This window comes from Phaeobacter gallaeciensis, assembly GCF_001678945.1.
Lineage (GTDB): Bacteria > Pseudomonadota > Alphaproteobacteria > Rhodobacterales > Rhodobacteraceae > Phycobacter > Phycobacter gallaeciensis_A.
This window is the reverse complement of sequence record NZ_CP015124.1, coordinates 1,342,298-1,368,369: the sequence shown is the minus strand read 5'-3', so window position 1 is coordinate 1,368,369 and position 26,072 is coordinate 1,342,298. Positions and strand designations below refer to the sequence as shown.

Here is a 26,072-nt window from a genome sequence, read left to right as displayed (position 1 = left end):
GGTCAATCCTTCTTTCGGCCAAGCTCGGCCAGAATTTCATCTGCGTGTTGTCCCCGTGCCGGGCTGGCAGGCGGGGTCCAGTCGGCTGCGTCCGAGAACCGCGGGGCAGGGGCGGCCTGAAGCGCGCCATGTGCCTCCACCCAGGTGCCGCGGGTGTTCATAGGATGGGTCAGCGCCTCGCCGGGGCTGAGGACAGGCGCGACGCAGGCATCGGTGCCCTCAAAAATACCTGCCCAGTGATCGCGGGGCTGGCTGGCAAAGATCCCGGCCAGACGCCCGGTCAGCGCGGGCCAGAGTGATTTGTCAAACTGACGCTGGAAATCGGCATCCTCCGCAAGATCCAGCAATGACAGGAACTGGACGTAAAACTTCGGCTCAAGACATTGCACCGACATGAAACCACCATCGGCGCAGGCGTAGGTGCGGCTCCAGTGCGGGCCATCAAGCAGGTTCTGCCCGCGCGCATCGCCAAAGTTCCCGGCCTGACGGATGCTCATCAGGAGGTTCATCATATGGGCCGAGCCGTCATAGATCGCCGCATCGACGACGCAGCCTTCGCCGCTGGTGCAGGCGCGCAGGATTCCGGCCAGCATACCCGCCACCAGATACATGGCGCCGCCGCCGATATCGCCGACTAGCGTGGCTGGTGTCAGCGGTGAATCGCCGGGATTTGACCCGTACCAAAGCGCGCCAGACAGGGAGATGTAGTTGAGGTCATGCCCCGCTGCATGGGACAGGGTACTGTCCTGGCCCCAGCCGGTCATGCGGCCAAAGACGAGGGCCGGGTTCACCGCATGGCAGGCCTCGGGGCCGATGCCGAGTTTTTCCATCACGCCGGGGCGGAAGCCTTCGATCAGACCGTCGGCACTTTCCACCAGCGCCATGAAGGTCTTGATGTCTTCGGGGGCCTTCAGATCCAGCTCGATCGATCGCTTGCCGCGGTCCAGTACCGAACGCTCCGGCATGCCGGGGGTGACACCGCCGCCTTTGCGGTGGATGCAGATCACATCGGCGCCCATGTCGGCCAATGTCATCGCCGCGAATGGGCCGGGGCCGAGGCCTTCGACCTCAATGATGCGGGTGCCTTCCAGCATTTATGTCGTCTCCCGTAGTAACACCCGCCCCGGTGTGGGGCGGGCCAGTGCGCTGTTTCTGAATGTCGCGTGGGTCAGGTGCCGGACAGGCCACCGCCCACGATCAGGGTCTGGCCCGAGACGTAGTTGCTTTCGGGGATGCAGAAGAGGTAGACGCCGCCGGCGGCCTCTTCGGGCGTACCCGCACGGCCCACGGGGATCATCATCTCCATGCCCTGCACCAGTTTCTTGGGGATGCCGATGCCGATCTTGTTGCCCTCGACCTCGATCGATTTCTTTTCGTCCGTGGCCTCGGTCAGGCGGGTGGAGATCATGCCAAAGGCCACCGCGTTGACGTTGACCTTGAAGCGGCCCCATTCCTTGGCCATCGTCTTGGTCAGGCCGATGACGCCGGATTTCGCGGCGGAATAGTTCGCCTGTCCGGGATTGCCACCGGTGCCCGAAATCGACGAGATATTTACCACCTTGCGGAAGACCTCGCGGCCCTCGGCAGCCTCGGCTGCTGCGGCTTGCGTGATAAAGGGCGACGCCGCGCGCAGGATCTGGAAGGGCGCCTTCAGATGCACGTCGATCATGGCATCGAACTGTTCGTCGCTCATCTTGCCGATGAAGCTGTCCCAGGTGTAGCCGGCATTGTTGACGATGATGTCGATGCTGCCGAACTTGTCGATCCCGGCCTGGATAAAATCATCGGCAAAGCCTGCCGCCGTGACTGATCCGGGAATGGCCAGCGCCTTGCGGCCCATCGCTTCGATTTCGGCAACGACGGCGTTTGCGGGTTCCGCGTCCAGATCGTTCAGCACCACATTGGCGCCGTCCTCGGCCAGTTTCAGCGCGATGGAACGGCCGATACCGCGTCCGGCGCCAGTGACATAGGCGGTCTTGCCTGCAAGTTTGCTCATCTCTTCAGTGTCCTTTGTCGTTATGGCAGCTCAATCAGGGCGGTCCCGGACAGTTTGACCTCACCGTTCTGATCGGCGGCCTCAATCTCAAGCGCCACCAGATTGCCGTCGCGTTTCTCCACCACCTTGCCGGTGCAGGTGATCACCGCGTGAACCTGAGTGATCGCCACGAACCGGGTGGTGAATTCGCGCAAGGCCGATTGCGGCACCCATCCCGTCAGCAGGCGCCCCAAATAGGCCATGTTCAGCATGCCATGGGCAAAGACGTCCGGCATTCCTGCGCGTTTGGCGAAGTCGATGTCGATATGGATCGGGTTGTGATCGCCCGAGGCGCCGGCAAACAACGCCAGCGTGGTGCGGGTGATTTCCTTGGTGGTGAGGGGCGGCAGCTGATCGCCCACATTGATCTCTGCATAGGTTGGCATGGTCATTGCGGATGCCTCACGATCACGGTGCGGGTCATGCTGCCTGCGTCTTCGCCGAGCTGGTTGGTAGCCGAGGTTTTCAGATGCACGAACTCCATGGCGCCGCCTTTCTTGGCGTAGATGTCAGTGACCTTGCTCACCAGGGTAATGGTATCCCCGGCGCACATCGGCGCGCCATAGGTAAAGGCCTGCTCACCATGAAGGACCTTTGCGATGTCGATCTTCAAGAGCGTGATGAAATAGAACGGATCTTCGCGGTCCAGATCCAGCGAGAACAGGTAGGTGGGCGGCGCCAGCAGTCCACGATAGCCCGCCGCCTTCGCGGCCTCCTCATCCAGATAGACGCGGTCGCTCTGGCCGGTTGCGCGGGCAAAATCCCGCAACCGGCCTTTCTCCACCGTGACCGCATAGGGATCGGTCACGTGGCCGATGTAAGAGGTGTCGATCATCGCCGCCTCACTGCGCCTGATACATGGTGACGACGCAGGCGCCGCCAAGGCCGAGGTTGTGCTGCAGCGCCGTGCGGGCGCCTTCGACCTGCGTGCTGCCTGCGGTGCCGCGCAGCTGGCGGGTCAGCTCGTAACATTGCGCAAGGCCGGTCGCGCCAAGGGGATGTCCCTTGGACAAAAGCCCGCCCGAGGGGTTGGTCACATATTTGCCGCCATAGGTGTTGTCGCCATCGGCGATGAACTTGGATGCGCCGCCTTCGGGGCAGAGGCCAAGGCCTTCGTAAGTGATCATCTCGTTATGGGCGAAACAGTCGTGCAGTTCGACCACGTCGACGTCTTCAATGCCGATGCCGGTTTGCTCCTGCACCTGTTTCGAGGCGGCTGCCGTCATGTCGTAGCCGACGACCTTCATCATGTCGTGGGCGTCAAAGGTGCTGGCGTAATCGGTGGTCATCGCCTGGCCCGCGATGCGCACGTTGGTGTTCAGCCCGTGTTTCTTGGCATAGGCCTCGCTGACCACGACCGCCGCCGCCGCGCCGCAGGTGGGCGGGCAGGCCATGAGGCGGGTCATCACGCCTCCCCAGATGGTGGGGCTTTCTAGCACATCCTCGGGCGACAGCTCATTTCGGAACAGGGCCAGCGGGTTGTTCACCGCATGGCGGCTCGCCTTGGCGCGGATGCGCGCGAGGTCCAGCATGGAAGAGCCGTATTTCTCCATGTGCGACTTGCCCGCACCGCCGAAATAGCGCAGCGCCAGCGGGATCTCGGGCTGGCCGACCAGATCGTCGGTTTCCGCGTCAAAGGCATCGAACGGGCTGGGCCGGTCATCCCAGTGCGAGGTCAGTGCGCCGGGTTTCATATGTTCAAAGCCAAGCGCCAGCGCCACATCGACAACACCCGATTCCACCGCCTGACGCGCCATGAACAGGGCAGTCGAACCGGTCGAGCAGTTGTTGTTGACGTTCATCACCGGAATTCCGGTCATGCCAACCTTGTAGAGCGCCGCCTGGCCACAGGTGCTGTCCCCATAGACATAGCCCGCATAGGCCTGCTGCACGGCGTCATAGGGCAGGCCCGCGTCCTGCAGCGCATCGCGCACGGCGGCAGCGCCCATTTCGGTATAGGGTTCATTCTGGCCGGGTTTGGCGAATTTGGTCATACCCACCCCGGCAACCATCACATGTGCAGACATTGGCTCTCTCCCTTGCGCGAGTCGGAATTACACTTCCGGGTTACTTTCGGTTCGGGCTGGGCAAACTGTCAAGAAGAGTGTAACTGATGAGTGTAATTACCGGGCGTCAATAGATCAGGCCTCGCGTGGGGCAGGCCGGGGGAAGAGCGGCGATGGGCAATAAAACCTGGACGAAAACGGCAGACAGCCGCAGTGCGCAGCGCGAGATCAAACGCCGCGCAGTGCTGATGGCCGGTGCGCGCCTGTTCAACGATCAGGGTTATGAGCAGACCTCGCTTGAGGATATCGCCGCCGCGCTCAACATCACCAAGCGCACGATCTACTATTATGTGCAAAGCAAGGAGGACATCCTGTTCGGTTGCCACCAGCTGAGCCTGGAATTCCTGGGCGAGGTGATGGAGATCAGCCGAGATGACAGCCTGCCAGTGGCTGAGCGGATTTCGCGACTGATCCGCGGCTATTGCGAGTGGGTGTCCACCGATCTTGGTGCCAGCCTGGCCATGGTGCGGGCGCACAGCCTGTCGCCCGAGCGGCGCGAGGCCCTGCATGAGGGTAAAGCGCGGGTGGATTTTCAGCTGCGGATGCTGATTGAGAAGGGTATTCGCGAAGGCGTCATCCGCCATTGCGATCCGCGTCTTGTGGCGGCCGGGGTGTTTGGCGCGCTGAACTGGATCCCTTTCTGGAACCGCACTGACCGGCCGGTTCCCCACGAAGAAATTGCCGAACAGTATCTTGCAATGATCCTGAATGGTTTGCTGCCAGGCGCCGGGGGCAGCAAGCGCTGATCGGTGTCAGGCGCTGTCGCCCAATTGTTTGCGAAAGGCGCGCGGCGGCATGCCGGTGCCCTTGGTGAAGACGCGGCTGAAATGGGCGGGATCGCTGAACCCAAGATCATAGGCGATCTGCGCCGCGCTGAGCGACGTGTAAAGCAGCATCCGCCGGGCTTCGCGCAGCATGCGTTCATTCACCAGATGCGATGCGGACTGGCCCGTGACCTGATGCACGATCCGGTTCAGATGGGTCGGGGAGACGGCGAGATCGCGTGCATACTCCGCCAGCGGGCGGCGGCTGCGGAAATGTTGCTCTACGAGGGTTTCAAAGCGGGAAAAGATCGGGTTGCCACCATTCTGACGGTCGCCGCCCTCAGCTGTGTGAATATGGCGGGCGACAAGGGCGGTCAGGGTTCCGGCGAGCGAACGCAGCAGCTGAGCGCGGGCAAAATTCTGGCCGTGGTATTCCTGATAAAGCGTTTCGGCCATGCTGCGCAGGTCGGGCGGCAGCGGCAAAACGCAGGCATGATCCAGCGGGCCGCGCACGCCTTCGCCGCTGCGGATGCAGTGATCAACAAGGTCTGAGGGCAGGGTGACAACCCAGCCGCTGGTCTCTGGTTCGAACGTGTAACCGTGAACAACCCCGCGCGGTATATTGACGAAACAGGGGGCGGGCAGGGTATGGGCGCCGCCGTCCAGGTCCACCACGCCGCCGCCACTGGTCATGAACAGCACCTGATGCAGCCGGGCGTGCCGGTGCGGTGACAGCTGCCAATCATGCTGCTCGGAGCGGGAGCGGATCGTCTCCACATGCAGCACGTCCGCCAGTTCATCGGTTTCCCCGAACAGGTTGTAGCTGCGGATCTGAAGAGCGCTGGTCATGTGCGAAATGTACAAGAACTTGCGCGCATGGTCCATTCGCAAAACCCGGACCCCGCGTCATATTGCCCGTCACCATGAAACGGAGACGCGCTTATGACCGTGCAGAAAACCCAAGTCGCAATCATCGGAGGCGGTCCTTCGGGCCTGCTGTTGTCGCAGCTGTTGCACCGCAAGGGGATCGATAGCATCGTACTGGAACGGCAATCCCGCGACTATGTGTTGAGCCGGATCCGGGCAGGTGTGCTGGAGCATGGTTTCGTCAATCTGATGCGCGAAGCCGGTTGCGGAGCGCGCATGGATGCCGAAGGCGAGGTGCACGAAGGTTTCTATATCGCCCATCAGGGGCGCAACGACCGTATCGATCTGGAAAAATATGCAGATGGCGCCACGGTCATGGTCTATGGCCAGACCGAGGTGACGCGTGATCTATATGCCGCCCGCGATGCCATGGACGGGGTGGTCATTCACGAGGCCGCCAATGTGCAGCCGCATGATCTGAAGTCCGAAAGCCCCTATATCACCTACGAAAAAGACGGATCCGAGCACCGGATTGACTGCGATTTCATCGTCGGCGCCGACGGGTTCCACGGGGTCAGCCGCAAATCTATTCCCGGCGATGTGTTGAAGGAATACGAAAAGGTCTATCCCTTTGGCTGGCTGGGCATTCTGTCGGAAACCAAGCCCGTCTCGCCCGAGCTGATCTATGCCCGTCACGAGCGTGGCTTTGCGCTTTGCTCGATGCGCAGCCAGGTGCTGAGCCGCTATTACATTCAGGTGCCACTGACGGATAAGCCCGAGGACTGGTCGGATGATGCTTTCTGGGCAGAGCTGAAGAGCCGCCTGCCTGAGGATGTGGCCGCTGGGCTGGAAACCGGCCCGTCGATCGAGAAATCCATCGCGCCGCTGCGCAGTTTCGTGGCCGAGCCGATGCGCTATGGCAATCTGTTCCTGGCCGGGGATGCGGCGCATATCGTGCCGCCCACCGGGGCCAAGGGGCTGAATTCGGCGGCGTCGGATATCTACTATCTCTACCATGGCTTTATGGATCACTACCTCAATGGCGACAGCGCCGGGCTGGATGGCTACTCGGAAAAGGCACTGGCCCGGGTCTGGAAGGCAGAACGGTTCAGCTGGTGGATGACCAACCTGTTGCATCTCTTCCCGGATGCGCAGGAAGTGGATCAGCGCCTGCAGTGTACCGACCTTGATTACCTGTTCTCTTCGGATGCGGCGCAGGCTTCGCTCGCCGAAAATTATGTGGGCCTGCCCTACTGACGTCGCGTTCGCCCGGCTAGGTCTTAGCCTCCGGGCGTGCTTTCCTCCCTCGGGAATTGAGGGAGGAAGAAATGACGACAGTTGCCTATGAAAAAGACGGCCGGATCGCGCGCATCACGCTGAACCGGCCGGAGACCATGAACGCCATCGACGACCAGATGCCGCGGGATCTTGCGGCGGCCGTCGCGCGCGCAGATGCGGATCCGGGCGTGCACGTCATGGTGCTGTCCGGCGCGGGGGATGCCTTTTGCGCTGGCTATGATCTGACCTTTTATGCTGAGGGCAACGGGTCGGGTGAGGCCACCCAGCCGATGCCGTGGGATCCCATCAAGGACTACCGGTTCATGTGGGAAAACACCCAGCATTTTATGTCGATGTGGCGTGCGGTGAAGCCTGTGGTCTGCAAGGTGCACGGTTTTGCGGTCGCGGGCGGATCGGATATCGCGCTGTGCGCGGATATGACGATCATGGCCGAGGATGCGCAGATCGGATACATGCCCGCCCGTGTCTGGGGCTGCCCGACCACGGCGATGTGGGTCTATCGACTTGGCGCCGAGCGGGCCAAGCGGATGCTGTTCACCGGTGACAAGATTTCGGGGCGCGAGGCAGCCGATATGGGACTGGTGCTGAAGGCGGTGCCAGCAGAGCAGCTGGACGATGCGGTAGAGGAGATGGCGGCCCGCATGGCCACGGTTCCGATCAATCAGCTGGCCATGCAGAAAATGGTGATCAACCAGGCGATCGAGCAGACCGGTTTGATGCAGACCCAGCGGCTGGCGACGGTATTCGATGGCATCACTCGCCATTCTCCGGAAGGTATCGCTTTCAAGGAACGTTCCGAGGAAAAGGGCTGGAAACAGGCGGTCTGGGAGCGTGATGAGGGCACATACGACTGGACCCGGCAGGAGGAAATCCCGAAGGGCAACCGGTAACGGCCGGGCGCCATGCCCTGGGGGGGCACGGCGCGGCGGCGCAATAGAGTGCGGTTTGGCGTCAGCCGGGCTGCATGGCTGGTGCGGGAGCCGTCCAGGCCGCGGTCAGGCGACGGCGAGCGACCTGAGGCGCTTCGGCCAGATCCAGCATCGCCACCGCGAAATCCGCATAGGTGATCTGCGACTGGCCCTCTGCGTCGGTGACCAGCGTATCGGTACCAAATTCATAGTGGCCGGTCCGTGGCCCAGGCAACAGCATCGCGGGCGGGCGCAGGCAGGTCCAGGTGGCTGCTGTGTCCTGTTCCAGAAGCGCGTCCTGATCGGCGCAGGCCTGCGCGATGGGGCGCACTGCGTCCGGCAGGAAATCGGGGGCACTCAGAACCGTGTGGCCACTGCCATCAGCCAGTTTCAGGAGCGCCGCGCCGCCAGTGATCAGCGCGGGGATCCCCGCTGATGCAGCCGCGTTCAGCGCGGCGCGGGTGAGGGGAACTAACTCATCTTCGTGCCCTGCAGCGGGGCGCAGGGCGCTGATTACCAGATCATGTCCGGCTGCGGCATCCGCTGCCGCGTCGGGCTTGCCGAGAAGGTCGAGCGACAGGGCGTTGACGCCGGTGGGCAGGGGGCCAAGGCGGCTGGTGTCCCGGGCCACGGCCGTAACATGGTGGCCGCGGCTCACGGCTTCGCGCAAGGTCGCGCTTCCGACATCGCCGGTGGCGCCGAAGAGAATGATTTTCATGACGGATCTCCTTTTTGTCTCGTTGTCGAGATATATTGCGGAAATCTTGACGTCAAGATAAACGCCGACCAAAGCAGCCTGCTCCCTTTGCACAGCTCCTGTGCAGTGTCTCAGTCGCTGGATTTTGCCTCGTCGCTATAGCGCATCAGAACCGTCCGGTGGTTTAACTCCTGTCCGGTGTGCCGGTCGGTCACCACCGGTTCGATCTCCTCGCCGCCGTCCCTGAGGATAAAGGAGAGGGGAGAGGGGGCCTCGCTGGGAAGATTGCTGCGCGCCCAGTCCTGTAAGGCGAGCATCACCGGGGCAAAGGCCTTGCCCGATTCGGTTAGTCGGTATTCGTGACGCAGGGGGCGTTCCTGATAGGGGCGGCGCTCCAGCAGGCCCATCGCCTCAAGCCGTTTCAGCCGTTCGGCGAGCAGATGCCGAGTGATCCCTAGGCTTTTCTGGAAGTCGTCGAACCGGCGCACACCCAGGAAACATTCCCGCAAAATCAAAAGGGTCCAGCGGTCGCCCACCACCCCCATCGCCCGCGCCACCGGGCAGGCGGCTTCTTTCATGTCATGCCATTTCATGAGGCAGTTCTAGCATGGATTGACAAGGTTCTCAAATAGAACTGATAATGAGTTCTAAATAGGAACTAACTATTGCGGCAACTACGCAGACCCCACGAAATCCCGGGCTGCAGCCGCCGCGCCCCGACATCAGGAGGACCTGCCATGGTCAGTGTCACATCGAATGCAACGCTCAAACGCCGCCCATCGCCCTCCCTGGCGATGCTCCAGCGGGCATCGGGCATGTTGGAGGCTATTTCTCCGGCGGCGGCCTCTTTCGTGCTGGCGACGCTGTTCACCCGGCCAAGACGGCAAAAGTTGCCGAAACGGGAGCGGGACTGGCTGCTGGCAGCGGCTGCGCGGCCCCTGCGGCTGCAATCGGGTGTCGAGATTCCACTTTATGAATGGCGCGCGACGCCACGTGGCCATGGTGTCCTGGATGAGGCGCCTCTGCCGACCATCCTGTTGGTACATGGCATGTCGGGCCGGGCCGGGCAGCTCGGCGGTTTCGCGGCGCCACTGGTCAAGGCCGGGTTCCGGGTCGTGGCCTTTGACGCGCCGGGCCACGGGGCAGCTCCGGGGCGTCGCAGTTCGTTGCCGGAAATGCTGTGGGTAACCGAGGAGGTCGCGGCGCATCTGGGGCCGTTGGCCGGGATTATCGCCCACTCCAATGGCGCGGCAGCCACGGTGGCTGCACTGTCGCGGGGACTCCGGGTGCGACGGGTTGCGCTATTGGCGCCGCCGACGGATCTGGCGGCCTATCTGGGTAAGATCGCCCGGCTTTTGGGCTTTGGGCCGAAGGTGGCAAAAGGCGCGCAGACCCTGCTGGAAAAACGCTATGGTCTTCCATTCGATGCGCTGCGCGGCACCGATCTTGCCCGCGGATTGGCGCAACCGTCCCTGATTGTGCATGACAATGCGGACCGTGTGGTGCCGACCTCGGAAGGGCGTGCCTTGGCGGACAGCTGGCCGGGGGCGCGGTTGCATGTGACCGCGGGGCTGGGACATGGCAAGATCCTGCGGGATGACAGTGTGATCGCCCGGGTTGTCGAACATCTGACACCTGAGGTCGCGTCGGTCGAAGAGGAGTGATCAGGGGGTGCCCTTTGCACCCGCGTGACGCTTCCGTCTTGGCAGACGGCAGGGTGGCGGCTAGGTCTGTAAGGGATAAGAGACTGCCGACACCCGGCCATAACGGAGGACCCGCCATGCAGATGAGTGATCAGAAGGAAATTGCCGCCCCGCCGACCGAGGTCTACGCCGCGCTGCTGAACCCCGAGGTGCTGAAAGCCTGCGTGCCTGGCGCCACCGAGGTAACGGGCTCCCCGGAGGAAGGCTTCGAGGCTTCGGTTACCCAGAAGGTCGGCCCGGTCAAGGCGACCTTCAAGGGGCAGGTGACCCTGTCGGATCTGGTTCCAGGCGAAAAGCTGACCATCGCCGGTGAAGGCAAGGGCGGCGCGGCCGGATTTGCCAAGGGCGGCGCAAAGGTGAGCCTGGAACCCTCTGATGGCGGCACCATGCTGAGCTATGAGGTCGAAGCCAAGGTCGGAGGCAAGCTGGCGCAACTGGGCAGCCGGATCATCGACGGCTTTGCCAAGAAGATGGCCGATCAGTTCTTCGTCAACCTGCAGACTCATCTGGCGCCCGAAGCGGAAAACGCTGGGGAAGACGGCGCCGAGGATGGCGGCGAAGAGGGTGAAGGCAAAAAAGGCTGGTTCAAGAAAATGACGGGCGGCTAAGGGGCGGCTGATCGGCGCCTGACCGTAGCCTTTCTCTCTGCGCTGGCGCACATGCAACTGCGCGCCTGACCACTGGTGGCTGGATCAGTGGCTGGATAGCCTGCGCTCAACGAAAATATGGGGAGAGGCCATGTCAGCGATCCTGTCTATACGCGATCTGCGCAAGACCTACGAAGGTGGGTTCGAGGCGCTGAAAGGGGCCTCTCTGGAGATTGAAGAGGGCGAAATCCTTGCCTTGCTCGGGCCGAATGGCGCGGGCAAGACAACCCTGATTTCAACCGTCTGCGGTATCACCACGCCCACATCAGGCAGCGTCACCGTCGCTGGGCATGATATCCTGCAGGAATTCCGCGCGGCGCGTCGGCTGATCGGGCTGGTGCCGCAGGAAATCAATCTGGAACCGTTTGAAACGGTCTGGAACGCGGTGCGGTTTTCACGCGGCCTGTTCGGCAAGCCCAAGAATGACGCGCTGCTGGAGGAGATCCTGAAGAAGCTATCCCTCTGGGACAAGCGCAAGAGCCAGATCAAGGAACTGTCGGGCGGCATGAAACGCCGGGTGCTGATCGCCAAGGCGCTAAGCCACGAGCCGCGCGTGCTGTTCCTGGATGAGCCCACCGCCGGTGTCGATGTGGAACTGCGCAAGGACATGTGGGAGGTGGTGCGCGAGCTGAAGGCCGATGGCGTCACCATTATCCTGACCACCCATTACATCGAAGAGGCCGAAGCCATTGCCGACCGGATCGGGGTGATCACCAAGGGGCAGATCCTGCTGGTGCAGGAGAAGGCTGATCTGATGGCGCAGATGGGCCGCAAGCAGCTGGAAGTGCAGCTGACATCGCCGATCACCGAAGTGCCCGAGGCGTTGGCAGCGCATGGGCTGGAACTGGGCGCGGACGGGCGGTCACTCATCTACAGCTACGACACAAGGGGCGAGCGGACCGGCATCACCGCGCTGCTCAACGATGTGGCTGCGGCCGGGCTGGTGCTGTCAGATGTGGTGACACGCCAATCCAGCCTTGAGGATATCTTTGTCGGTCTTGTCGCGGGAGAAGAGTCATGAACTGGACGGCGGTTGCATCAATATATCGCTTTGAAATGGCGCGCTTCTTTCGCACGCTGATGCAAAGCTTCCTGTCGCCGGTCCTGTCGACCTCGCTTTATTTCGTGGTCTTTGGCGCCGCCATTGGTAGCCGCATCGACGAGGTCGAGGGCATCGCCTATGGCGCCTTCATCGTGCCGGGGCTGATCATGCTGAGCGTGATCACGCAGAGCATTTCGAATGCCTCCTTTGGGATCTATTTCCCCAAATTCATCGGCACGGTTTACGAGCTGTTGTCGGCGCCGATCAATTTCCTTGAGATTGTCCTCGGCTATGTCGGGGCGGCCGCGACCAAGGCGCTGTTCATTGGGGTGGTGATCCTGTGCACGGCCTCGCTGTTCGTAGATCTGTCCATCGCGCACCCTTTTGCCATGGTGCTGTTCCTGCTGCTGACGTGCCTCAGCTTTGCGCTGTTGGGCTTCATCATCGGGATCTGGGCGAAAAACTTTGAACAGCTGCAACTTGTGCCGTTGCTGATCGTGACTCCGCTGGTGTTTCTTGGCGGATCTTTCTACTCGATCTCGATGTTGCCGCCGATCTGGCAAAAGATCACCATGTTCAATCCGGTGGTCTATCTGATCTCGGGCTTCCGCTGGTCCTTCTTTGGCACCGCAGATGTCCCGGTCGGGACCAGCCTCTTGGCCATCGGTGGTTTTACCTGCCTGTGCCTTGCGGTGATCTGGTGGATTTTCAAAACCGGCTGGCGCATCCGGTCTTGATCGCTGGGCGATACAGCGCAGGCAGGCGGGCCGCAACATTCGGACGTTTGCCCGGGGTGGTGCGTTGCAAAATTGCCTGCGCACAGGTGCTTTTTCCCTTTGCGGTCGTTTCCCTGCCCCGGGGACCTTGTTTCGGGGCGGGGGGCATTCTACATCGGCGCCATGATCCTGCGCATACCCTTTGTCAAAAAGCCGCCTCTTGTCTCTGTGGTCCGCCTGTCCGGCGCGATCGGAATGCCGGGACGCGGCAGTCTGAGCGATGCGGCGTTGGCCCCTGTGCTGGAGCGTGCCTTTAGCAAGGGCAAGCCCGCTGCCGTCGCGCTGGAGATCAATTCTCCGGGCGGCTCACCGGTGCAAAGTTCGCTGATCGGCGCGCGCATCCGGCGCCTGGCCGAGGAAAAAGAGATCCCCGTGATCGCCTTTGTCGAGGATGTGGCGGCCTCTGGCGGTTATTGGCTGGCGGCCGCGGCGGATGAAATCTGGGCAGATGACAGTTCCGTCGTCGGTTCGATCGGCGTGATTTCCGCGGGCTTTGGTGCCCATGTACTGCTGGCCCGTCAGGGGGTGGAGCGCCGGGTCTACACGGCAGGCGAAAGCAAATCGATGCTGGATCCGTTCCGTCCTGAAAACCCCGAAGACGTGGCGCGCCTGAAAAGACTGTTGAACGACATTCACACCAATTTCATCCATCACGTGACCAGCCGTCGCGGCGATGCGCTGAGCAAGGATGAACCGCTGTTCACCGGCGAGGTCTGGCTGGCCCGGCGGGCAACCGAACTGGGCCTGATTGACGGGATCGCGCATCTGCTGCCGAAACTGAAGCAGCGCTACGGCGACAAGGTGCGGATCCGCCGTTATGGCATGAAACGCCCGTTTCTGAGCCGGTTCGGCATGCAGATGGCACAGGATGCCCTGGGTGGCCTTGAGGAACGCGCGGAATTCGCGCGGTTTGGCCTCTGACGTGCTGCTCAAAATCGTTTCCATTTTCCTGGTTGTTATGGCGGTTATGGCCATGTTCGGAAAGCTCCGGCTGCCCGGGCACAAGCAGCTGAAATCTGCGCGTTGCCCGTCCTGCGGACGCTTTAGGATTGGCAAAGGGCCCTGCGCCTGCGGAAAAGGAGGACCACGGCGATGATGCCTTGGTTGTATTGTGGACTGGGCCTGGTGATCCTGCTGCTGGCCGGGGACGCATTGGTGCGCGGGGCGGTGAACCTGTCGCTGCGCCTTGGCGTTCCGGCCCTGATCGTCAGTCTAACCATCGTGGCCTTTGGTACCTCGGCGCCGGAACTTCTGATCGCCATCAGCGCGGTTATGGAAGGTGCCGACGGCATTGCGATGGGCAACGTCGTAGGATCCAATACAGCCAATATCCTTCTAGTTCTGGGCGTGCCTGCGATCCTGATGCGGCTGGATACCAGCAAATGTGCGACGCAGAAGAACTATGTTTACATGCTCATCGCCTCGGTGCTGTTCATCGCGTTGGCTTTTGTCGGGGTGTTCACCCTGTGGTCGGGGCTGATCCTGCTGGCGGCGCTGGCGATTGTACTGGGCGGTGCATTCCGCGAGGCACGGGCACACCGGCGTAACCGGAATGGGAACGCGGAGGCAGCGGATGATCTGGAAGACATCGAGGAAGCCGACCCCGACATGCCGTTCTGGCGCATTGGTGTCTATCTCGTTCTGGGGTTGGTCGGCCTGCCACTGGGCGCGGATTTGCTGGTAGACAATGCCACGATCATCGCGCGGATGTATGGCATCAGCGAAACCGTCATTGGTCTGACGTTGGTGGCGATCGGAACCTCCCTGCCGGAACTGGCCACCACGGTCATGGCGGCGCTGCGGCGGCAGGCGGATGTCGCGCTGGGCAATGTCATCGGCTCCAACATGTTCAACCTGCTGGCCATCATCGGTGTTGCGACCTTTGTCGGGCCGATCTCGGTCGATCCCGAATTCCTGCGCTTTGACCTTTGGGTGATGCTGGCGGCCTCGCTGCTGATCTTTCCTTTTGTCTTTTTCAAGATGGACATCACGCGCCGGTGGGGTGGTCTCTTGACCGGGCTTTATGTGCTCTATCTGTGGGTTCTGCTCTGACCACAGAAGCAGGCAGGCAATCAGGGAGGCATCCATGCGGGCTTTGGTGACAGGAGCGGGCAAACGTCTGGGGCAGGCGATGGCCCTGAAACTGGCCCGGCAGGGGTTCGACGTTGCCGTCCATTACGCGACCTCTGAGGCTGAGGCGAAAGCCACTGCCGATGCGATACGGGGCTTGGGGCGGCGCGCTGAACTGGTGCAGGCTGATCTTCTGTGTGAGGCTGAAGCCGTAGAACTACTGCCTGCGGCTGCCAAGGCATTGGGCGGTCCGATCACCTGCCTTGTGAACAACGCCTCTATCTTCGAGCATGACAGTTTTGAAACCGCGACGCGGGAAAGCTGGGACCGGCATTTCGGCAGCAACCTGCGTGCTCCCTTCGTGCTGATGCAAGCGATGGCCGCACAAGAGGTCGAGCAGCCGTTTGATGAGAACAATGAGCCGCAGGCCTGGGGGCTGGTGGTCAACATGATCGATCAGCGGGTACGGCGGCTGACGCCTGAGTTCAGCAGCTACACGTTGGCAAAATCCGCCCTCTGGACGCTGACACAGACGGCGGCACAGGGGCTGGCACCCCGGATCCGGGTCAACGCCATCGGGCCGGGGCCAACCCTGCAGGGACCGCGCCAGAGCCCGCAGCAGTTCAACGATCAGCGGGCCAGAACCGTGCTGCAGCGGGGCGCCAATCTGGGCGATATCACGGCCGCACTAGGCTATCTTCTGGAGGCGCCAGCGGTTACCGGACAGCTGATCTGTGTCGATGGCGGGCAGCATCTGGCCTGGGAAACGCCGGACGTTGTCGGGCTTGAATAGCCCCTGCCGGACCGGTCTTTGCGAAAAGTTTTGCACCACCAGCGCGATGATCACAAACCCGTTACAAAAGTGTCTTTGTTTTCAAAACCTTGTCAGGCGTCGGAAAATTTTCAGAACAAAATCAAGATCTTATATATCCGCCTAAATTTTAGGCATTCATCCAAAACCGGTCGAAAACAAGGGAAATCGCTGGATAGCCCGAAGATATCTTCACACTTATCCACAGGAGTGGTGGATTTGTCCGCTCTTGAAACAGGCTGGGAAACATTGCAGCGACATGCGTAGAATCATATGTGTCAGGACATGATTGATCAGACATCAGATGCATCGCCCGCGGAACCGCCGCGCAGCGGTTATGCCGTCATTCAAGACTATGTGAAAACGCTGGATTCCTCGCCCGGCGTTTATCGCATGCTCGATGCCGACAGCCGGGTCCTTTATGTGGGTAAGGCGCGCAATCTGAAGGCGCGGGTGTCGAATTACACCCGGCCGGGCAATAGTCCGCGGATCGAACGGATGATCGCGCTTACCACCTCGATGATGTTCCTGACCACGCGGACGGAAACTGAGGCGCTGTTGCTGGAGCAGAATCTGATCAAGCAGCTGAAGCCGAAGTACAACGTGCTGCTGCGCGATGACAAAAGCTTTCCCAATATCCTGGTGTCCAAGGATCACGCCTATCCGCAGATCAAGAAGCATCGGGGCGCCCGTAAGGAAAAGGGGAGCTATTTCGGACCCTTTGCCAGCGCAGGCGCGGTGAACCGAACGCTGAACCAGCTGCAAAAGGCGTTCCTGCTGCGCAACTGCTCGGACGCAATGTTCGAGAGCCGCACGCGCCCCTGTCTGCAATATCAGATCAAGCGCTGCTCGGCCCCCTGTACCGGGGAAATCAGCGCCGAAGAGTACGCCGCCAGCGTCCGTGATGCCGAGCGGTTCCTGTCCGGGCGCTCCACCAAGATCCAGGAGGAACTGGCGGAACAGATGATGGCGGCCTCCGAAGCGATGGAGTTCGAGCGCGCGGCCGCCCTGCGCGACCGGATCAAGGCGCTGACACAGGTGCAAACGGCGCAAGGTATCAATCCGCGCGGCGTGGCCGAGGCGGATGTCATCGGTCTGCACATGGAGGGGGGGCAGGCCTGCGTTCAGGTCTTCTTCATCCGGGCGAACCAGAACTGGGGCAATCAGGATTTCTATCCCCGCGTCGATGCCGACAACAGCCCCGCCGAGGTGATGGAGGCCTTCCTTGGCCAGTTCTACAGCAACAAGGAGCCGCCGCGGCAGCTGATCTTGTCTGATGATATCGAGAATGGCGATCTGATGGAGCAGGCGCTGAGCGAGAAGGCTGGGCGCCGGGTCGAGGTGATGGTCCCGCAACGCGGTGAAAAGACTGAACTGGTCGCTGGTGCCGTGCGCAATGCCCGCGAAAGCCTGGCCCGCCGCATGGCTGAAAGCGCGACGCAGGCCAAGCTGCTTAAGGGGCTGGCGGAGGCCTTCGGCCTAGACGGTCCGCCAAATCGGATTGAGGTCTACGACAACTCGCATATCCAAGGCACCCATGCGGTCGGTGGCATGATCGTCGCGGGCCCCGAGGGGCTGATGAAGAATGCCTATCGCAAGTTCAACATCAAGGGCGACGACCTGGTGCCGGGTGATGACTTTGGCATGATGAAAGAAGTGCTGAATCGCCGGTTCTCCCGCTTGCTTAAAGAGGATCCCGACCGGGAAAAGGGGCTGTGGCCGGATCTTCTGCTGATCGACGGCGGCGCCGGGCAGGTGTCGGCGGTGGCGGAGATCATGGCAGAACACGGCGTGCAGGATATTCCCATGGTCGGCGTCGCCAAGGGGGTGGATCGCGACCACGGCAAGGAAGAGTTCCACCGGCTGGGTGAGAATGCCTTTGCCCTGCAGCGCAACGATCCGGTGCTTTATTTCATCCAGCGTCTACGGGACGAGGCGCACAGATTTGCCATCGGCACCCATCGGGCCAAACGGGCCAAGGCGATGGGGGCGACACCGCTGGATGAAGTGGCTGGTGTCGGCGCCAGCCGGAAACGTGCACTGCTGGCTCATTTCGGCAGCGCCAAGGCGGTGAGCCGCGCCAATCTCGCTGACCTCAAGGCGGTGGACGGCATTTCCGAGGCGCTGGCAGAACGGATCTACGACCACTTCCACGCGCAAGGCTAGGCGTCTGATTTTGGGGTAGGGGGGAAACATGCTATTCTGGGCGCGCGTCCCTAGCCGCCCGGAGGAGCCATGGCTGTTTCCCTGACCGTAAAGCCCGTCGCCTACGACACTTATTCTGTGTCCGGAAAGACGCTGCCGGACATTGCTAAAAGCATCAAGAGCAAGGGGCCCAAGGACCCGAACGACAACAAGAAGGTTACCTTTCTGACCACCACGGAGCTGGAGTGCCTGACTGCCAAGGGCAAATATGTGGCGGATGGCAAGGCAAAGATCGACAATAAGACCGGCTGGTTCGAGGTCACGACCAAGGTTTCTACGCTGAAGCTGATCCTGCACACCACGGTGCGATGTCCGAAACGCTCGGTCAGCGGCCTGTCACCGCGGGCACTGATCGAATGGTACCGTTTTTATGCCTGTTGCCTCGCGCATGAGGGGGAACATCTGATCAAGGCCAAGAAGGAATGCGAGAAAATCGCCAAGGAACTGGACAAGCTCAAAGGCACCGGGCTGGCCGAAACCGAGGCGGAAGCCCTCAAGCTTGCTCAGGAAGACCTGATGCGGGTCATCAACATCCACATCTTTGACGACCGCAATCGCCTGAACGAGGTGCACCGGAAGTTCGATCATTCCAGTCATCACGGTGAAAAGAAGGGCGCACTTTTGGATACCTCGGTTGGGTGATCGGACCACATTCCCGGCGCAGCGGATCTGCAGCGACACAATTGGTCGCGGCCGGTCTTTGCCGGACCACGTCAAAATTTGATTAAGCCTGCTTTCCACTTGTGAAACAGCCGGATAATGTGCGTCCATGACGTGGACCTTGCCCAATATCCTGACCATCGTGCGGCTGCTGGCTGCACCCGGTCTTGCCATCATGTTTCTCTACTTCAGCCGTCCGCTGGCGGATTGGTTTGCGCTGTTGCTGTTTGTCGGCGCAGCGGTGACCGATTGGTTCGACGGCTATCTGGCTCGTGCCTGGAAGCAGGAGACCAAGATCGGCGCGATGCTGGATCCGATTGCGGACAAGGCGATGGTGGTGATCGCGCTGATGATCCTTGTTGGCTATGCAGCCGAGCATTGGGCGCCTTGGCTGGTGCTGCCCGCGACGGTCATCCTGTTTCGTGAGGTTTTCGTCTCTGGCCTGCGGGAATACCTGGGGGATACGGCTGGCACGCTGAAGGTCACCAAACTGGCCAAGTGGAAGACGACGGCCCAGATGACGGCCATCGCCACCCTGTTTTGCCAAGGGGTGTTCGAGCACTATCTGGTCATGTCCTCCTTCGGGATGGATGATGAGCTGCTGGGGCAGATCCTTGCAGGAGAGGTCGAAGATGTAACCGGCCTCAGATGGAAATTCGAAGGCATGGTCTGGACCGGCCGCATCGGGCTGTGGCTGCTGTGGATTGCAGCGGCGCTGACCCTGATCACCGGGGCCGACTATCTGAAAAAGGCCCTGCCATTTCTGAAGGAGACGCGCTGATGGATGTCTTGTATTTTGCCTGGGTGCGTGAACGGATCGGCCTGCCGCGCGAGCGCGTTGAAACCACGGCGGCAACCGTGTCGGATCTGGTCGAGGAATTGCGCGCACGGGAGCCGCGCTATGCGGCGGCCTTTGCCGATATCTCGGCCCTGCGGGTGGCGCTGGATCAGGAGCTTTCCGATTTTGATGCCCCGCTTGAGGGTGTTCGGGAAGTAGCCTTTTTCCCGCCGATGACGGGGGGCTAAGCGATGCGCGTTCTGGTGCAGGAAGCGTCTTTTGATCTTGGGTCGGTCACCGAAGCTTTTGCCGATGCAGTGGCCGGGGCCGGGGCTGTGGTGACATTCACTGGCGTCGTGCGCGATGCAGACACCGGCGACATGGCCGCGATGGAGATTGAGCATTATCCCGGCATGACGCAGAAGGCGCTGGAAAAAATCGCCTCCGAGGCGATGACGCGCTGGGATCTTGCGGATGCGTTGGTGATCCACCGCTATGGGCGGCTGGAACCCGGAGAGCGTATCATGATGGTCGCAACCGCCGCTCGCCACCGCAAGGACGCCTTTGAGGCGGCCGAGTTCCTGATGGATTACCTGAAGTCCCGGGCTCCGTTTTGGAAGAAAGAGGTCCTGCGGGATGGCGAGGCCGAATGGGTCGCTGCCAAGGACGCCGATGAAGACGCGCTGAAGCGCTGGTAATCCGTCACTTCAAGGACATTTAGAGCCTGCATCCGGCCCGTTGGGGGACCCCGGCGGGGCGCTTTCTGCTGTGTATACTTGGGATTTCGACATGTTTCACGAATTAAAGTAAGTATACATATAATAATTGACACACAGTCTCCCTAAAATGTAAGTGGACTTATCAAGTGCCGAGATCGTGGAGGAAAGCGCATGCAATATCACCTGAACGGATTTCGCCCGGGCGACCCCGCGGTGCACACGGACCTTACCCAAAACGGGGGGGATACGGCGCCACTGCCTGACACGCTGGATGTTCTGATTGTCGGTACCGGCCCCACGGGGCTGGTGCTTGCCAGCCAGCTGGCTGCGTTTTCGGACATCCGCACCGGGATCGTCGAACAACGCGCCGGCCCCATTCAGGTGGGGCAGGCGGATGGGATTGCCTGCCGCTCGATGGAGATGTTCGAGGCGTTTGGCTTCAGCGAGAAGGTTTTGAAGGAATCCTACTGGGTCAATGAAACCTCGTTCTGGCGTCCGGATGCAGAAAACCCCGGCAGCATCACCCGCAGTGGCCGCATTCAGGATACCGAGGATGGGCTGTCCGAATTCCCCCATGTGATCCTCAATCAGGCGCGGGTGCATGATTTCTTTCTGGAGACTATGGCCAATGCGCCGACGGCGATGGCGCCCTGGTACAACCAGCGAATCAAGAATCTGACGGTGACCGGAGATGCGGAGTATCCGGTGACCGTAACGCTGGAGAGCACGGAACCCGGCCATGAGGGAGAAACCCATGAGCTGCGGGCAAAATACGTGGTGGGCTGCGATGGCGCGCGCAGCCGGGTGCGCGAGGCGATCGGGCGCAAGCTGACTGGCGATTCTGCCAATCAGGCCTGGGGTGTGATGGATGTTCTTGCCGTCACCGACTTTCCCGATATCCGCATGAAGGCTACCGTGCATTCGGCGGAAGAGGGCAACCTTCTGGTGATCCCGCGCGAGGGCGGCTACATGGTTCGGCTCTATATCGAGTTGGACAAGCTGAAAGAGGATGAGCGGGTTGCCAGCCGTAATATCACCCTCGACAAACTGGTCGCGGCGGCGCAGCGGATCCTGCATCCCTATACGCTGGAGGTGAAGGAAACCGCATGGTGGTCGGTCTATGAGATCGGTCAGCGGCTGTGCGACAAGTTCGACGACGTTCCGGCCGAAAACATCGACAGTCAGCTGCCGCGCGTCTTCATTGCCGGGGATGCCTGCCACACGCACAGTCCCAAGGCGGGGCAGGGCATGAACGTCTCCATGCGCGACGGGTTCAATCTGGGCTGGAAACTGGCCGCTGTCCTGCGCAAGCAGGCGGTGCCCGAAATCCTGCAAAGCTATTCTGCCGAACGGCAGGGGGTGGCAAAGATGCTGATTGATTTCGACCGCGAATTCGCCCGTATGTTCAGCGCCAAGCCCAAGACCGGCGATGCTGAGGGCGGGGTCGATCCCGAGGAGTTCCAGAAATATTTCGTGCAGCACGGGCGGTTCACTGCCGGCACGGCGATCCAATACGCGCCCTCGGTTCTGACCGGAGCGGACACCCATCAGGCACTGGCCAGCGGGTTTCCTCTGGGCATGCGGTTCCATTCGGCGCCGGTGATCCGGCTGGCGGATGCGCGTCCCTTGCAGCTGGGCCATGTGGTGCGGGCCGATGGGCGCTGGCGTCTCTTCGCCTTTGCCGCGACCGATGATCGGGGGCAGGAAGGCGGCGCTTTGCATGCGCTGTGTCAGTATCTGGAAGGCGATGCCGCCTCACCTTTGCGGCGCTACACGGCAAAGGGGGCAGATATCGATTCCGTTCTGGATGTGCGCGCGGTGCTGCAGCAGGAGCACCGCAGCCTGACGCCGGGGGACATGCCGTCACTGTTGCGGCCTTTGAAGGGACGCTACGGGTTGCGCGATTACGAGAAGGTCTTCTGCCCGGATCTGAAATCGGGGCAGGATATCTTTGACATGCGCGGTATTGATCGGAGCCAGGGCTGCATGGTGCTGGTGCGTCCGGATCAGCACGTGGCCCAGGTTCTGCCACTGGATGCCCATGAGGCGCTCAGCCAGTTCTTTGATGGCTTCATGATCCCGGCTGCGGGATAGGAAAGAGCATTCCTCAGCCCCGCAACGGGGCTGCGGGCTTTATTCGGATGCGAAATGGCAGGCGACCTGGCTGGCCCCATTGGGTTTCAGGACAGGTTGCTCCTGTCGGCACAGATCCTGCGCCAGCGGGCAGCGGTCCACAAAGGCGCAGCCTTTTGGCGGATTGATCGGGCTGGGCGGATCGCCGGAGAGTTTCAGCGGTCGCACATAGCCTTTGGACTTGCGCCGCGCCAGAGAGGGCGCCGCCGCCAGCAGGGCCTGCGTGTAGGGATGTTTCGGAGTGTCGAACAGCTCCTCCCGGCTGGCTTGCTCCACGATCTGGCCCAGATACATCACAGCCACATCATCGCAGAGGTGCCGGACCACGCCCAGATCGTGGCTGATGAACAGGTAGGACAGACCAAGTTCCCGTTTCAGCCGCGCCAGCAGGTTCAGTATCTGGGCCTGAATGGCGACGTCGAGGGCGCTGACAGGTTCGTCACAGACCAGCAGCCGGGGATTGGTGGTCAGCGCCCGTGCAATGGAAATCCGCTGCCGCTGCCCGCCCGAAAACTGGTGCGGGAATAGGTTCAACTGATCAGGGCGCAGGCCCACCAGTTCGAACAGCTCCTTGACCCGGGCCAGACGGCTGTCGGCATCGCCGATATTCATCAGGTCCATCGGCTCGCGCACGATATCCACCACCCGTGCCCGCGGGTTGAGCGAGGAATAGGGATCCTGAAAGATCAGTTGGATATCACGCCTACGGGCGCGCATCGCCTCGTCATCCAGTTGCAGCAGGTCTTCACCGTCGAACAGAATCTCGCCTCCAGCCGCAGGCACCAGCCGGATTGTCGACATGGCCGCGGTGGTCTTGCCTGACCCGCTTTCGCCGACAATGCCAAGGGCACGGCCCCGCTCCAGCGTGAAGGACACGCCCCGCACCGCCTCCAGAAAGGGTTGCGGTGCAAAGAGCGAAGGTTTCGGCAGGGCAAAGCGGACCTTCAGATCCCGTACATCCAGAAGCGTTGTCATATCCGGTTCTCCTCGACCGCGTGGCAGGCCGCGGGATGGTGGCCATGGGTGGCCAGAAGCGGCTTTTCACGGGTGCAGCGATCGGTGCGATGGGCGCAGCGATCAGCAAAGGCGCAGCCCGCCCCCAGCAAATGCAGCGGCGGCACCACGCCGGGGATTTCCGCCAAGGTCTCCGGCATATCGCCTTTGCCAAGGGCCGGGATGCAGGAGATCAGCCCGCGCGCATAGGGGTGTTGCGGATAGTCCAGCACATCGTCGGCGCTGGCTTCCTCGATGACCCGCCCGGCGTACATGACCGCCACCCGGTCCGCCATTTCACTGATTGCGCCCATGTCGTGGGTGATCAGGATGATGGCGGAGCCGAAATCGCGCTGGATTTCGTTAAGCAGGTCAAAGATCTGCGCCTGCACCGTCACATCCAGCGCGGTTGTCGGCTCATCCGCGATCAGCACTTTTGGGCGGCAGCTTACGGCCATGGCGATCATCACCCGCTGGCGCATGCCGCCAGACAGCTGGTGCGGATAATCCCGCGCCCGTGCATCGGGCGACGGGATACCGACCCGGTCCAGCAGCGCCACCGCATCCCGCAGGGCCTGATCGCGACTGACGTTCTGGTGCAGCATGATGGCCTCGGCAATCTGATCCCCGACAGTGAACACCGGGTTGAGCGAGGTCATCGGCTCCTGAAAGATCATCGCCATTTCCGAGCCGCGCATTGCGCGCATCCGGGATTCAGAGGCACGGGTCAGATCCTCGCCATTGAGGCGGATCGCGCCACCGGCGATGCGGCCGGGCGGGGTTGGGATCAGCCCCATGACCGACAGGGCGGTGATGGATTTGCCGCAGCCGCTTTCGCCCACCACGCCCAGGGTTTCACCGGCGCTGACATGCATCGAAATGCTGTCCAGCGCGGTGACTTCGCCATAGCGGGTGTTGAAGGTGACGCGCAGGTCTTCGATTTCGAGAAGGTGGTTCATCGTTCCCTCAGCTTTGGATTGAAGGCATCGTTGAGCCCGTCTCCGATCAGGCTGACGGCAAAGACGGTAAAGAAGATCGCAAGCCCCGGGAAAGTGACCGGCCACCAGGCGTCCAGAATGTATTCGCGGTTGGCGCCGATCATCAGGCCCCAGCTCATGACATTTGGATCGCCAAGTCCAAGGAAGCTCAGCCCTGCTTCGAACAGGATCGCGACCCCCACAGTCAGCGTGGCTGAGACGATCAGCGGCGGCAGGGCATTGGGCAGGATCACGGTCCAGATGATGCGTTTGTCCCGGGCGCCGATCGCACGGGCGGCGGTGACGTACTCAAGGTTCTTGATCTTCAGGAACTCGGCCCGTGTCAGGCGCGCGGTCTGCGGCCAGCTAACCACTCCAATGGCAAAGGCGATGGTGAACAGGGTGGGCGACAGCAGCGTTACCAGCACCATGGCAAACAAAAGGGCAGGCAGCACTTGAAAGAACTCGGTGACGCGCATCAAGAGGTTGTCGACCCAGCCGCCATAGTACCCGGCCAAGGCGCCCATCGCGATGCCGATCACCATGGTGATCGCAGCCGCAACCGCCCCGACCGCCAGGGTCGGCCCGCCCCCGGTCAGCATGCCCGCAATGATGTCCCGGCCCAGATAGTCGGTGCCAAGGGGAAACTCGGGCGTCACTCCGGGCGGTTCATGCGGAGCCCAGACGATGTCGAAGGGATCGCCGCTGTAAAAGAAGGTGCCGTATAGCGTCGCGCCGATGATTAGGGTCAGCAGCACCACCCCGAACAAGGCCGGAATGTTGCGGCGGAACATCCGCCAGGCTTCCAGTGCCGGGCTTTGGGCCTGATGCTAGGCCGCAGACGTGTCGGTTGCGGTGTTATCGGACATCAGCTTTTCCCCCTCAGTCGCGGATCGGCCAGTCGGTAGCTCATGTCCGTCAGGATATTGGCGATCACCACCATGGCGCTGGCAAAGAACAGGACCCCCATGATGGTTGGGTAATCGCGGCGCAGGATGGAATCGAAGGCCAGCCGCCCCATGCCGGGCCAGTTGAACACGGTCTCCACCAGCAGCGCGCCCGAGATCAGGTTGCCGAATTGCAGGCCGGCCACCGTCAGGATCGGCAGGGCCGCGTTGCGCAGCGCATGTTTGAACAGGATCGAGCGCTGCGAGGCGCCCTTGGCCTTGGCGGTGCGAATGTAATCGGATCCCAGCACCTCAAGCATCGAGGCACGCGACAGCCGGGCGTATTGCGCCAGATAGATGATGGCGAGCGTAAAGGCCGGAAGGGCGAGGTGATGCAGCACGTCCAGCGCCTGCACAAAGATCCCCGCATCGCGCAGCTTGACCGATTGCATACCTTCGACAGGGAAGATCGGCAAAACGCTGGCAAAGAGGATGATCAGCATGATGCCGGTCCAGAACACCGGTACCGCATATCCGATGGTGGCAAAGACCGAGACGAAGGCGCTCATCACGCCATTGGGCTTGCGGGCTGCGATCACCCCCAGGAAAACCCCGATGATGATCGACAGGACCTGAGCCGTGACTACCAACAGGATGGTCGGCAGGATGCGCTGGGCGATCAGGGTGGCAACAGGCTGATTGAAGAAGAAACTTTCGCCAAGGTCGCCTGTCACCACGTTGCCGACATAGATGCCCAGCTGCGTGATCAGCGGCTTGTTCAGCCCGTATTCTTCGCGGATGCTTTCCAGCATCTCTTCGGTGGCGCCGCCCATTTCCCCGGCAATCACCACTGCCGGATCACCCGGCGCCAGGCGGATCAGCAGGAAGTTCAGGACCACCACACCCAGCATCAGGACCAGCCCATAGCCAATCCGGCGTATCAAAAACGAAGCATTCATTACATGTCCCCGGCAGAAAGAAAGAGGGCGGGCGCCAGTATTCTGTTTGTCGGCGCCCGCCGGTTCAGCCGATCAG

28 protein-coding genes are annotated in these 26,072 nt (G+C 61.6%); 16 read left to right on the top strand and 12 right to left on the bottom strand.

All coding sequences use genetic code 11. The annotated features are described in order from the left end of the window. Positions 1–2: 2 nt before the first annotated feature. From JL2886_RS06485 to JL2886_RS06465, 5 genes are all read right to left on the bottom strand, one after another. On the bottom strand, positions 3–1,094 hold the full coding sequence (locus tag JL2886_RS06485) for a CaiB/BaiF CoA transferase family protein (RefSeq protein WP_065271263.1): 1,092 nt from the start codon (positions 1,092–1,094) through the stop codon (positions 3–5). Between the two features lie 74 nt (positions 1,095–1,168). After that, a complete protein-coding gene (locus tag JL2886_RS06480) occupies positions 1,169–1,996 on the bottom strand; it encodes an SDR family NAD(P)-dependent oxidoreductase (RefSeq protein WP_065271262.1) in 828 nt (275 codons plus the stop codon). Positions 1,997–2,016: 20 nt separating this feature from the next. Further along, a complete protein-coding gene (locus JL2886_RS06475) occupies positions 2,017–2,427 on the bottom strand; it encodes a MaoC family dehydratase (protein WP_065271261.1) in 411 nt (136 codons plus the stop codon). Beyond that, a complete protein-coding gene (locus tag JL2886_RS06470; RefSeq protein ID WP_065271260.1) occupies positions 2,424–2,870 on the bottom strand; it encodes a MaoC family dehydratase N-terminal domain-containing protein in 447 nt (148 codons plus the stop codon). The genes JL2886_RS06475 and JL2886_RS06470 overlap by 4 nt, the downstream gene beginning before the upstream one ends. A gap of 7 nt (positions 2,871–2,877) precedes the next feature. Next, positions 2,878–4,062 carry a lipid-transfer protein gene (locus JL2886_RS06465; RefSeq protein ID WP_065271259.1) on the bottom strand — a complete coding sequence of 395 codons (1,185 nt, stop codon included), beginning with the start codon at positions 4,060–4,062 and terminating at the stop codon, positions 2,878–2,880. Between the two features lie 152 nt (positions 4,063–4,214). Between JL2886_RS06465 and JL2886_RS06460 the strand changes: the two genes are divergently transcribed. Continuing rightward, positions 4,215–4,847 (top strand): TetR/AcrR family transcriptional regulator, encoded by a 633-nt coding sequence (locus JL2886_RS06460; RefSeq protein WP_065271258.1) that lies wholly within the window; start codon positions 4,215–4,217, stop codon positions 4,845–4,847. A 6-nt stretch (positions 4,848–4,853) separates the two neighbouring features. Here the strand turns inward: JL2886_RS06460 and JL2886_RS06455 are convergent, their stop codons facing one another. Beyond that, a complete protein-coding gene (locus JL2886_RS06455; protein WP_065273569.1) occupies positions 4,854–5,714 on the bottom strand; it encodes a helix-turn-helix domain-containing protein in 861 nt (286 codons plus the stop codon). A gap of 93 nt (positions 5,715–5,807) precedes the next feature. Between JL2886_RS06455 and pobA the strand changes: the two genes are divergently transcribed. Both pobA and JL2886_RS06445 read left to right on the top strand, forming a co-directional pair. Continuing rightward, positions 5,808–6,989, top strand: a complete 1,182-nt coding sequence (gene pobA, locus JL2886_RS06450; RefSeq protein WP_065271257.1) for a 4-hydroxybenzoate 3-monooxygenase — start codon at positions 5,808–5,810, stop codon at positions 6,987–6,989. Between the two features lie 71 nt (positions 6,990–7,060). Further along, entirely contained in the window at positions 7,061–7,921 is an 861-nt protein-coding gene (locus JL2886_RS06445; RefSeq protein WP_065271256.1) for a crotonase/enoyl-CoA hydratase family protein, read from the top strand. Positions 7,922–7,982: 61 nt separating this feature from the next. Here JL2886_RS06445 and JL2886_RS06440 read toward each other — a convergent pair whose 3' ends face one another. Beyond that, a complete protein-coding gene (locus JL2886_RS06440) occupies positions 7,983–8,657 on the bottom strand; it encodes an NAD(P)-dependent oxidoreductase (RefSeq protein WP_065271255.1) in 675 nt (224 codons plus the stop codon). A gap of 110 nt (positions 8,658–8,767) precedes the next feature. Further along, positions 8,768–9,229: a winged helix-turn-helix transcriptional regulator gene (locus tag JL2886_RS06435; RefSeq protein ID WP_065271254.1), complete on the bottom strand. Its 462-nt coding sequence runs from the start codon at positions 9,227–9,229 to the stop codon at positions 8,768–8,770. Positions 9,230–9,373: 144 nt separating this feature from the next. On the opposite strand from JL2886_RS06435, the gene JL2886_RS06430 reads away from it, so the two are divergent. The 13 genes from JL2886_RS06430 (at position 9,374) to JL2886_RS06370 (ending at position 22,141) form a co-directional block, all read left to right on the top strand. Beyond that, entirely contained in the window at positions 9,374–10,300 is a 927-nt protein-coding gene (locus tag JL2886_RS06430) for an alpha/beta hydrolase (protein WP_082996027.1), read from the top strand. A 116-nt stretch (positions 10,301–10,416) separates the two neighbouring features. After that, positions 10,417–10,947 carry a CoxG family protein gene (locus tag JL2886_RS06425; RefSeq protein WP_065271252.1) on the top strand — a complete coding sequence of 177 codons (531 nt, stop codon included), beginning with the start codon at positions 10,417–10,419 and terminating at the stop codon, positions 10,945–10,947. A gap of 130 nt (positions 10,948–11,077) precedes the next feature. Further along, positions 11,078–12,007: an ABC transporter ATP-binding protein gene (locus tag JL2886_RS06420; RefSeq protein ID WP_065271251.1), complete on the top strand. Its 930-nt coding sequence runs from the start codon at positions 11,078–11,080 to the stop codon at positions 12,005–12,007. Continuing rightward, complete coding sequence (locus JL2886_RS06415) at positions 12,004–12,765, top strand: ABC transporter permease (protein ID WP_065271250.1); 762 nt, start codon at positions 12,004–12,006, stop codon at positions 12,763–12,765. Before JL2886_RS06420 ends, JL2886_RS06415 begins: the two co-directional genes overlap by 4 nt. Before the next feature lie 162 nt (positions 12,766–12,927). After that, the gene (locus JL2886_RS06410) at positions 12,928–13,725 is read left to right on the top strand and encodes a S49 family peptidase (protein ID WP_065271249.1); all 798 of its coding nucleotides are present in this window, start codon (positions 12,928–12,930) and stop codon (positions 13,723–13,725) included. 171 nt (positions 13,726–13,896) lie between these two features. After that, on the top strand, positions 13,897–14,856 hold the full coding sequence (locus tag JL2886_RS06405; RefSeq protein ID WP_065271248.1) for a calcium/sodium antiporter: 960 nt from the start codon (positions 13,897–13,899) through the stop codon (positions 14,854–14,856). Beyond that, a complete protein-coding gene (locus JL2886_RS06400) occupies positions 14,828–15,667 on the top strand; it encodes an SDR family oxidoreductase (protein WP_082996025.1) in 840 nt (279 codons plus the stop codon). Before JL2886_RS06405 ends, JL2886_RS06400 begins: the two co-directional genes overlap by 29 nt. Before the next feature lie 303 nt (positions 15,668–15,970). Further along, positions 15,971–17,851, top strand: a complete 1,881-nt coding sequence (uvrC, locus tag JL2886_RS06395; RefSeq protein ID WP_065273568.1) for an excinuclease ABC subunit UvrC — start codon at positions 15,971–15,973, stop codon at positions 17,849–17,851. A gap of 69 nt (positions 17,852–17,920) precedes the next feature. Beyond that, the gene (locus JL2886_RS06390; protein ID WP_065271246.1) at positions 17,921–18,532 is read left to right on the top strand and encodes a DUF922 domain-containing protein; all 612 of its coding nucleotides are present in this window, start codon (positions 17,921–17,923) and stop codon (positions 18,530–18,532) included. A gap of 127 nt (positions 18,533–18,659) precedes the next feature. After that, positions 18,660–19,331, top strand: a complete 672-nt coding sequence (pgsA, locus tag JL2886_RS06385) for a CDP-diacylglycerol--glycerol-3-phosphate 3-phosphatidyltransferase (RefSeq protein WP_065271245.1) — start codon at positions 18,660–18,662, stop codon at positions 19,329–19,331. Continuing rightward, positions 19,331–19,576 (top strand): molybdopterin converting factor subunit 1, encoded by a 246-nt coding sequence (gene moaD, locus JL2886_RS06380; RefSeq protein WP_065271244.1) that lies wholly within the window; start codon positions 19,331–19,333, stop codon positions 19,574–19,576. Before pgsA ends, moaD begins: the two co-directional genes overlap by 1 nt. Positions 19,577–19,579: 3 nt before the next feature. Then, positions 19,580–20,026 (top strand): molybdenum cofactor biosynthesis protein MoaE, encoded by a 447-nt coding sequence (locus JL2886_RS06375; RefSeq protein WP_065271243.1) that lies wholly within the window; start codon positions 19,580–19,582, stop codon positions 20,024–20,026. A gap of 192 nt (positions 20,027–20,218) precedes the next feature. Then, on the top strand, positions 20,219–22,141 hold the full coding sequence (locus JL2886_RS06370; RefSeq protein ID WP_065271242.1) for an FAD-binding monooxygenase: 1,923 nt from the start codon (positions 20,219–20,221) through the stop codon (positions 22,139–22,141). Positions 22,142–22,180: 39 nt separating this feature from the next. Here JL2886_RS06370 and JL2886_RS06365 read toward each other — a convergent pair whose 3' ends face one another. The 4 genes from JL2886_RS06365 to JL2886_RS06350 are packed head-to-tail and all read right to left on the bottom strand — an operon-like array spanning position 22,181 to position 25,996. Then, complete coding sequence (locus JL2886_RS06365) at positions 22,181–23,155, bottom strand: ABC transporter ATP-binding protein (protein ID WP_065271241.1); 975 nt, start codon at positions 23,153–23,155, stop codon at positions 22,181–22,183. Beyond that, entirely contained in the window at positions 23,152–24,132 is a 981-nt protein-coding gene (locus JL2886_RS06360; RefSeq protein WP_065271240.1) for an ABC transporter ATP-binding protein, read from the bottom strand. Before JL2886_RS06360 ends, JL2886_RS06365 begins: the two co-directional genes overlap by 4 nt. Further along, entirely contained in the window at positions 24,129–24,959 is an 831-nt protein-coding gene (locus JL2886_RS06355; RefSeq protein ID WP_279305880.1) for an ABC transporter permease, read from the bottom strand. Before JL2886_RS06355 ends, JL2886_RS06360 begins: the two co-directional genes overlap by 4 nt. A 59-nt stretch (positions 24,960–25,018) precedes the next feature. Next, positions 25,019–25,996 carry an ABC transporter permease gene (locus tag JL2886_RS06350; protein WP_065271238.1) on the bottom strand — a complete coding sequence of 326 codons (978 nt, stop codon included), beginning with the start codon at positions 25,994–25,996 and terminating at the stop codon, positions 25,019–25,021. Positions 25,997–26,072 lie beyond the last annotated feature (76 nt).

Coding starts and splice junctions, on each gene's coding strand:
- uvrC (WP_065273568.1), top strand. CDS start 15,971: ATGATTGATCAGACATCAGATGCATCGCCCGCGGAACCGCCGCGCAGC.
- JL2886_RS06485 (WP_065271263.1), bottom strand. CDS start 1,094: ATGCTGGAAGGCACCCGCATCATTGAGGTCGAAGGCCTCGGCCCCGGC.
- JL2886_RS06460 (WP_065271258.1), top strand. CDS start 4,215: ATGGGCAATAAAACCTGGACGAAAACGGCAGACAGCCGCAGTGCGCAG.
- JL2886_RS06430 (WP_082996027.1), top strand. CDS start 9,374: ATGGTCAGTGTCACATCGAATGCAACGCTCAAACGCCGCCCATCGCCC.
- pgsA (WP_065271245.1), top strand. CDS start 18,660: ATGACGTGGACCTTGCCCAATATCCTGACCATCGTGCGGCTGCTGGCT.
- JL2886_RS06455 (WP_065273569.1), bottom strand. CDS start 5,714: ATGACCAGCGCTCTTCAGATCCGCAGCTACAACCTGTTCGGGGAAACC.
- JL2886_RS06440 (WP_065271255.1), bottom strand. CDS start 8,657: ATGAAAATCATTCTCTTCGGCGCCACCGGCGATGTCGGAAGCGCGACC.
- JL2886_RS06350 (WP_065271238.1), bottom strand. CDS start 25,996: ATGAATGCTTCGTTTTTGATACGCCGGATTGGCTATGGGCTGGTCCTG.
- JL2886_RS06445 (WP_065271256.1), top strand. CDS start 7,061: ATGACGACAGTTGCCTATGAAAAAGACGGCCGGATCGCGCGCATCACG.
- moaD (WP_065271244.1), top strand. CDS start 19,331: ATGGATGTCTTGTATTTTGCCTGGGTGCGTGAACGGATCGGCCTGCCG.
- JL2886_RS06420 (WP_065271251.1), top strand. CDS start 11,078: ATGTCAGCGATCCTGTCTATACGCGATCTGCGCAAGACCTACGAAGGT.
- JL2886_RS06400 (WP_082996025.1), top strand. CDS start 14,828: ATGTGCTCTATCTGTGGGTTCTGCTCTGACCACAGAAGCAGGCAGGCA.
- JL2886_RS06435 (WP_065271254.1), bottom strand. CDS start 9,229: ATGAAATGGCATGACATGAAAGAAGCCGCCTGCCCGGTGGCGCGGGCG.
- JL2886_RS06415 (WP_065271250.1), top strand. CDS start 12,004: ATGAACTGGACGGCGGTTGCATCAATATATCGCTTTGAAATGGCGCGC.
- JL2886_RS06475 (WP_065271261.1), bottom strand. CDS start 2,427: ATGACCATGCCAACCTATGCAGAGATCAATGTGGGCGATCAGCTGCCG.
- pobA (WP_065271257.1), top strand. CDS start 5,808: ATGACCGTGCAGAAAACCCAAGTCGCAATCATCGGAGGCGGTCCTTCG.
- JL2886_RS06370 (WP_065271242.1), top strand. CDS start 20,219: ATGCAATATCACCTGAACGGATTTCGCCCGGGCGACCCCGCGGTGCAC.
- JL2886_RS06410 (WP_065271249.1), top strand. CDS start 12,928: ATGATCCTGCGCATACCCTTTGTCAAAAAGCCGCCTCTTGTCTCTGTG.
- JL2886_RS06365 (WP_065271241.1), bottom strand. CDS start 23,155: ATGACAACGCTTCTGGATGTACGGGATCTGAAGGTCCGCTTTGCCCTG.
- JL2886_RS06360 (WP_065271240.1), bottom strand. CDS start 24,132: ATGAACCACCTTCTCGAAATCGAAGACCTGCGCGTCACCTTCAACACC.
- JL2886_RS06390 (WP_065271246.1), top strand. CDS start 17,921: ATGGCTGTTTCCCTGACCGTAAAGCCCGTCGCCTACGACACTTATTCT.
- JL2886_RS06470 (WP_065271260.1), bottom strand. CDS start 2,870: ATGATCGACACCTCTTACATCGGCCACGTGACCGATCCCTATGCGGTC.
- JL2886_RS06405 (WP_065271248.1), top strand. CDS start 13,897: ATGATGCCTTGGTTGTATTGTGGACTGGGCCTGGTGATCCTGCTGCTG.
- JL2886_RS06425 (WP_065271252.1), top strand. CDS start 10,417: ATGCAGATGAGTGATCAGAAGGAAATTGCCGCCCCGCCGACCGAGGTC.
- JL2886_RS06465 (WP_065271259.1), bottom strand. CDS start 4,062: ATGTCTGCACATGTGATGGTTGCCGGGGTGGGTATGACCAAATTCGCC.
- JL2886_RS06480 (WP_065271262.1), bottom strand. CDS start 1,996: ATGAGCAAACTTGCAGGCAAGACCGCCTATGTCACTGGCGCCGGACGC.
- JL2886_RS06375 (WP_065271243.1), top strand. CDS start 19,580: ATGCGCGTTCTGGTGCAGGAAGCGTCTTTTGATCTTGGGTCGGTCACC.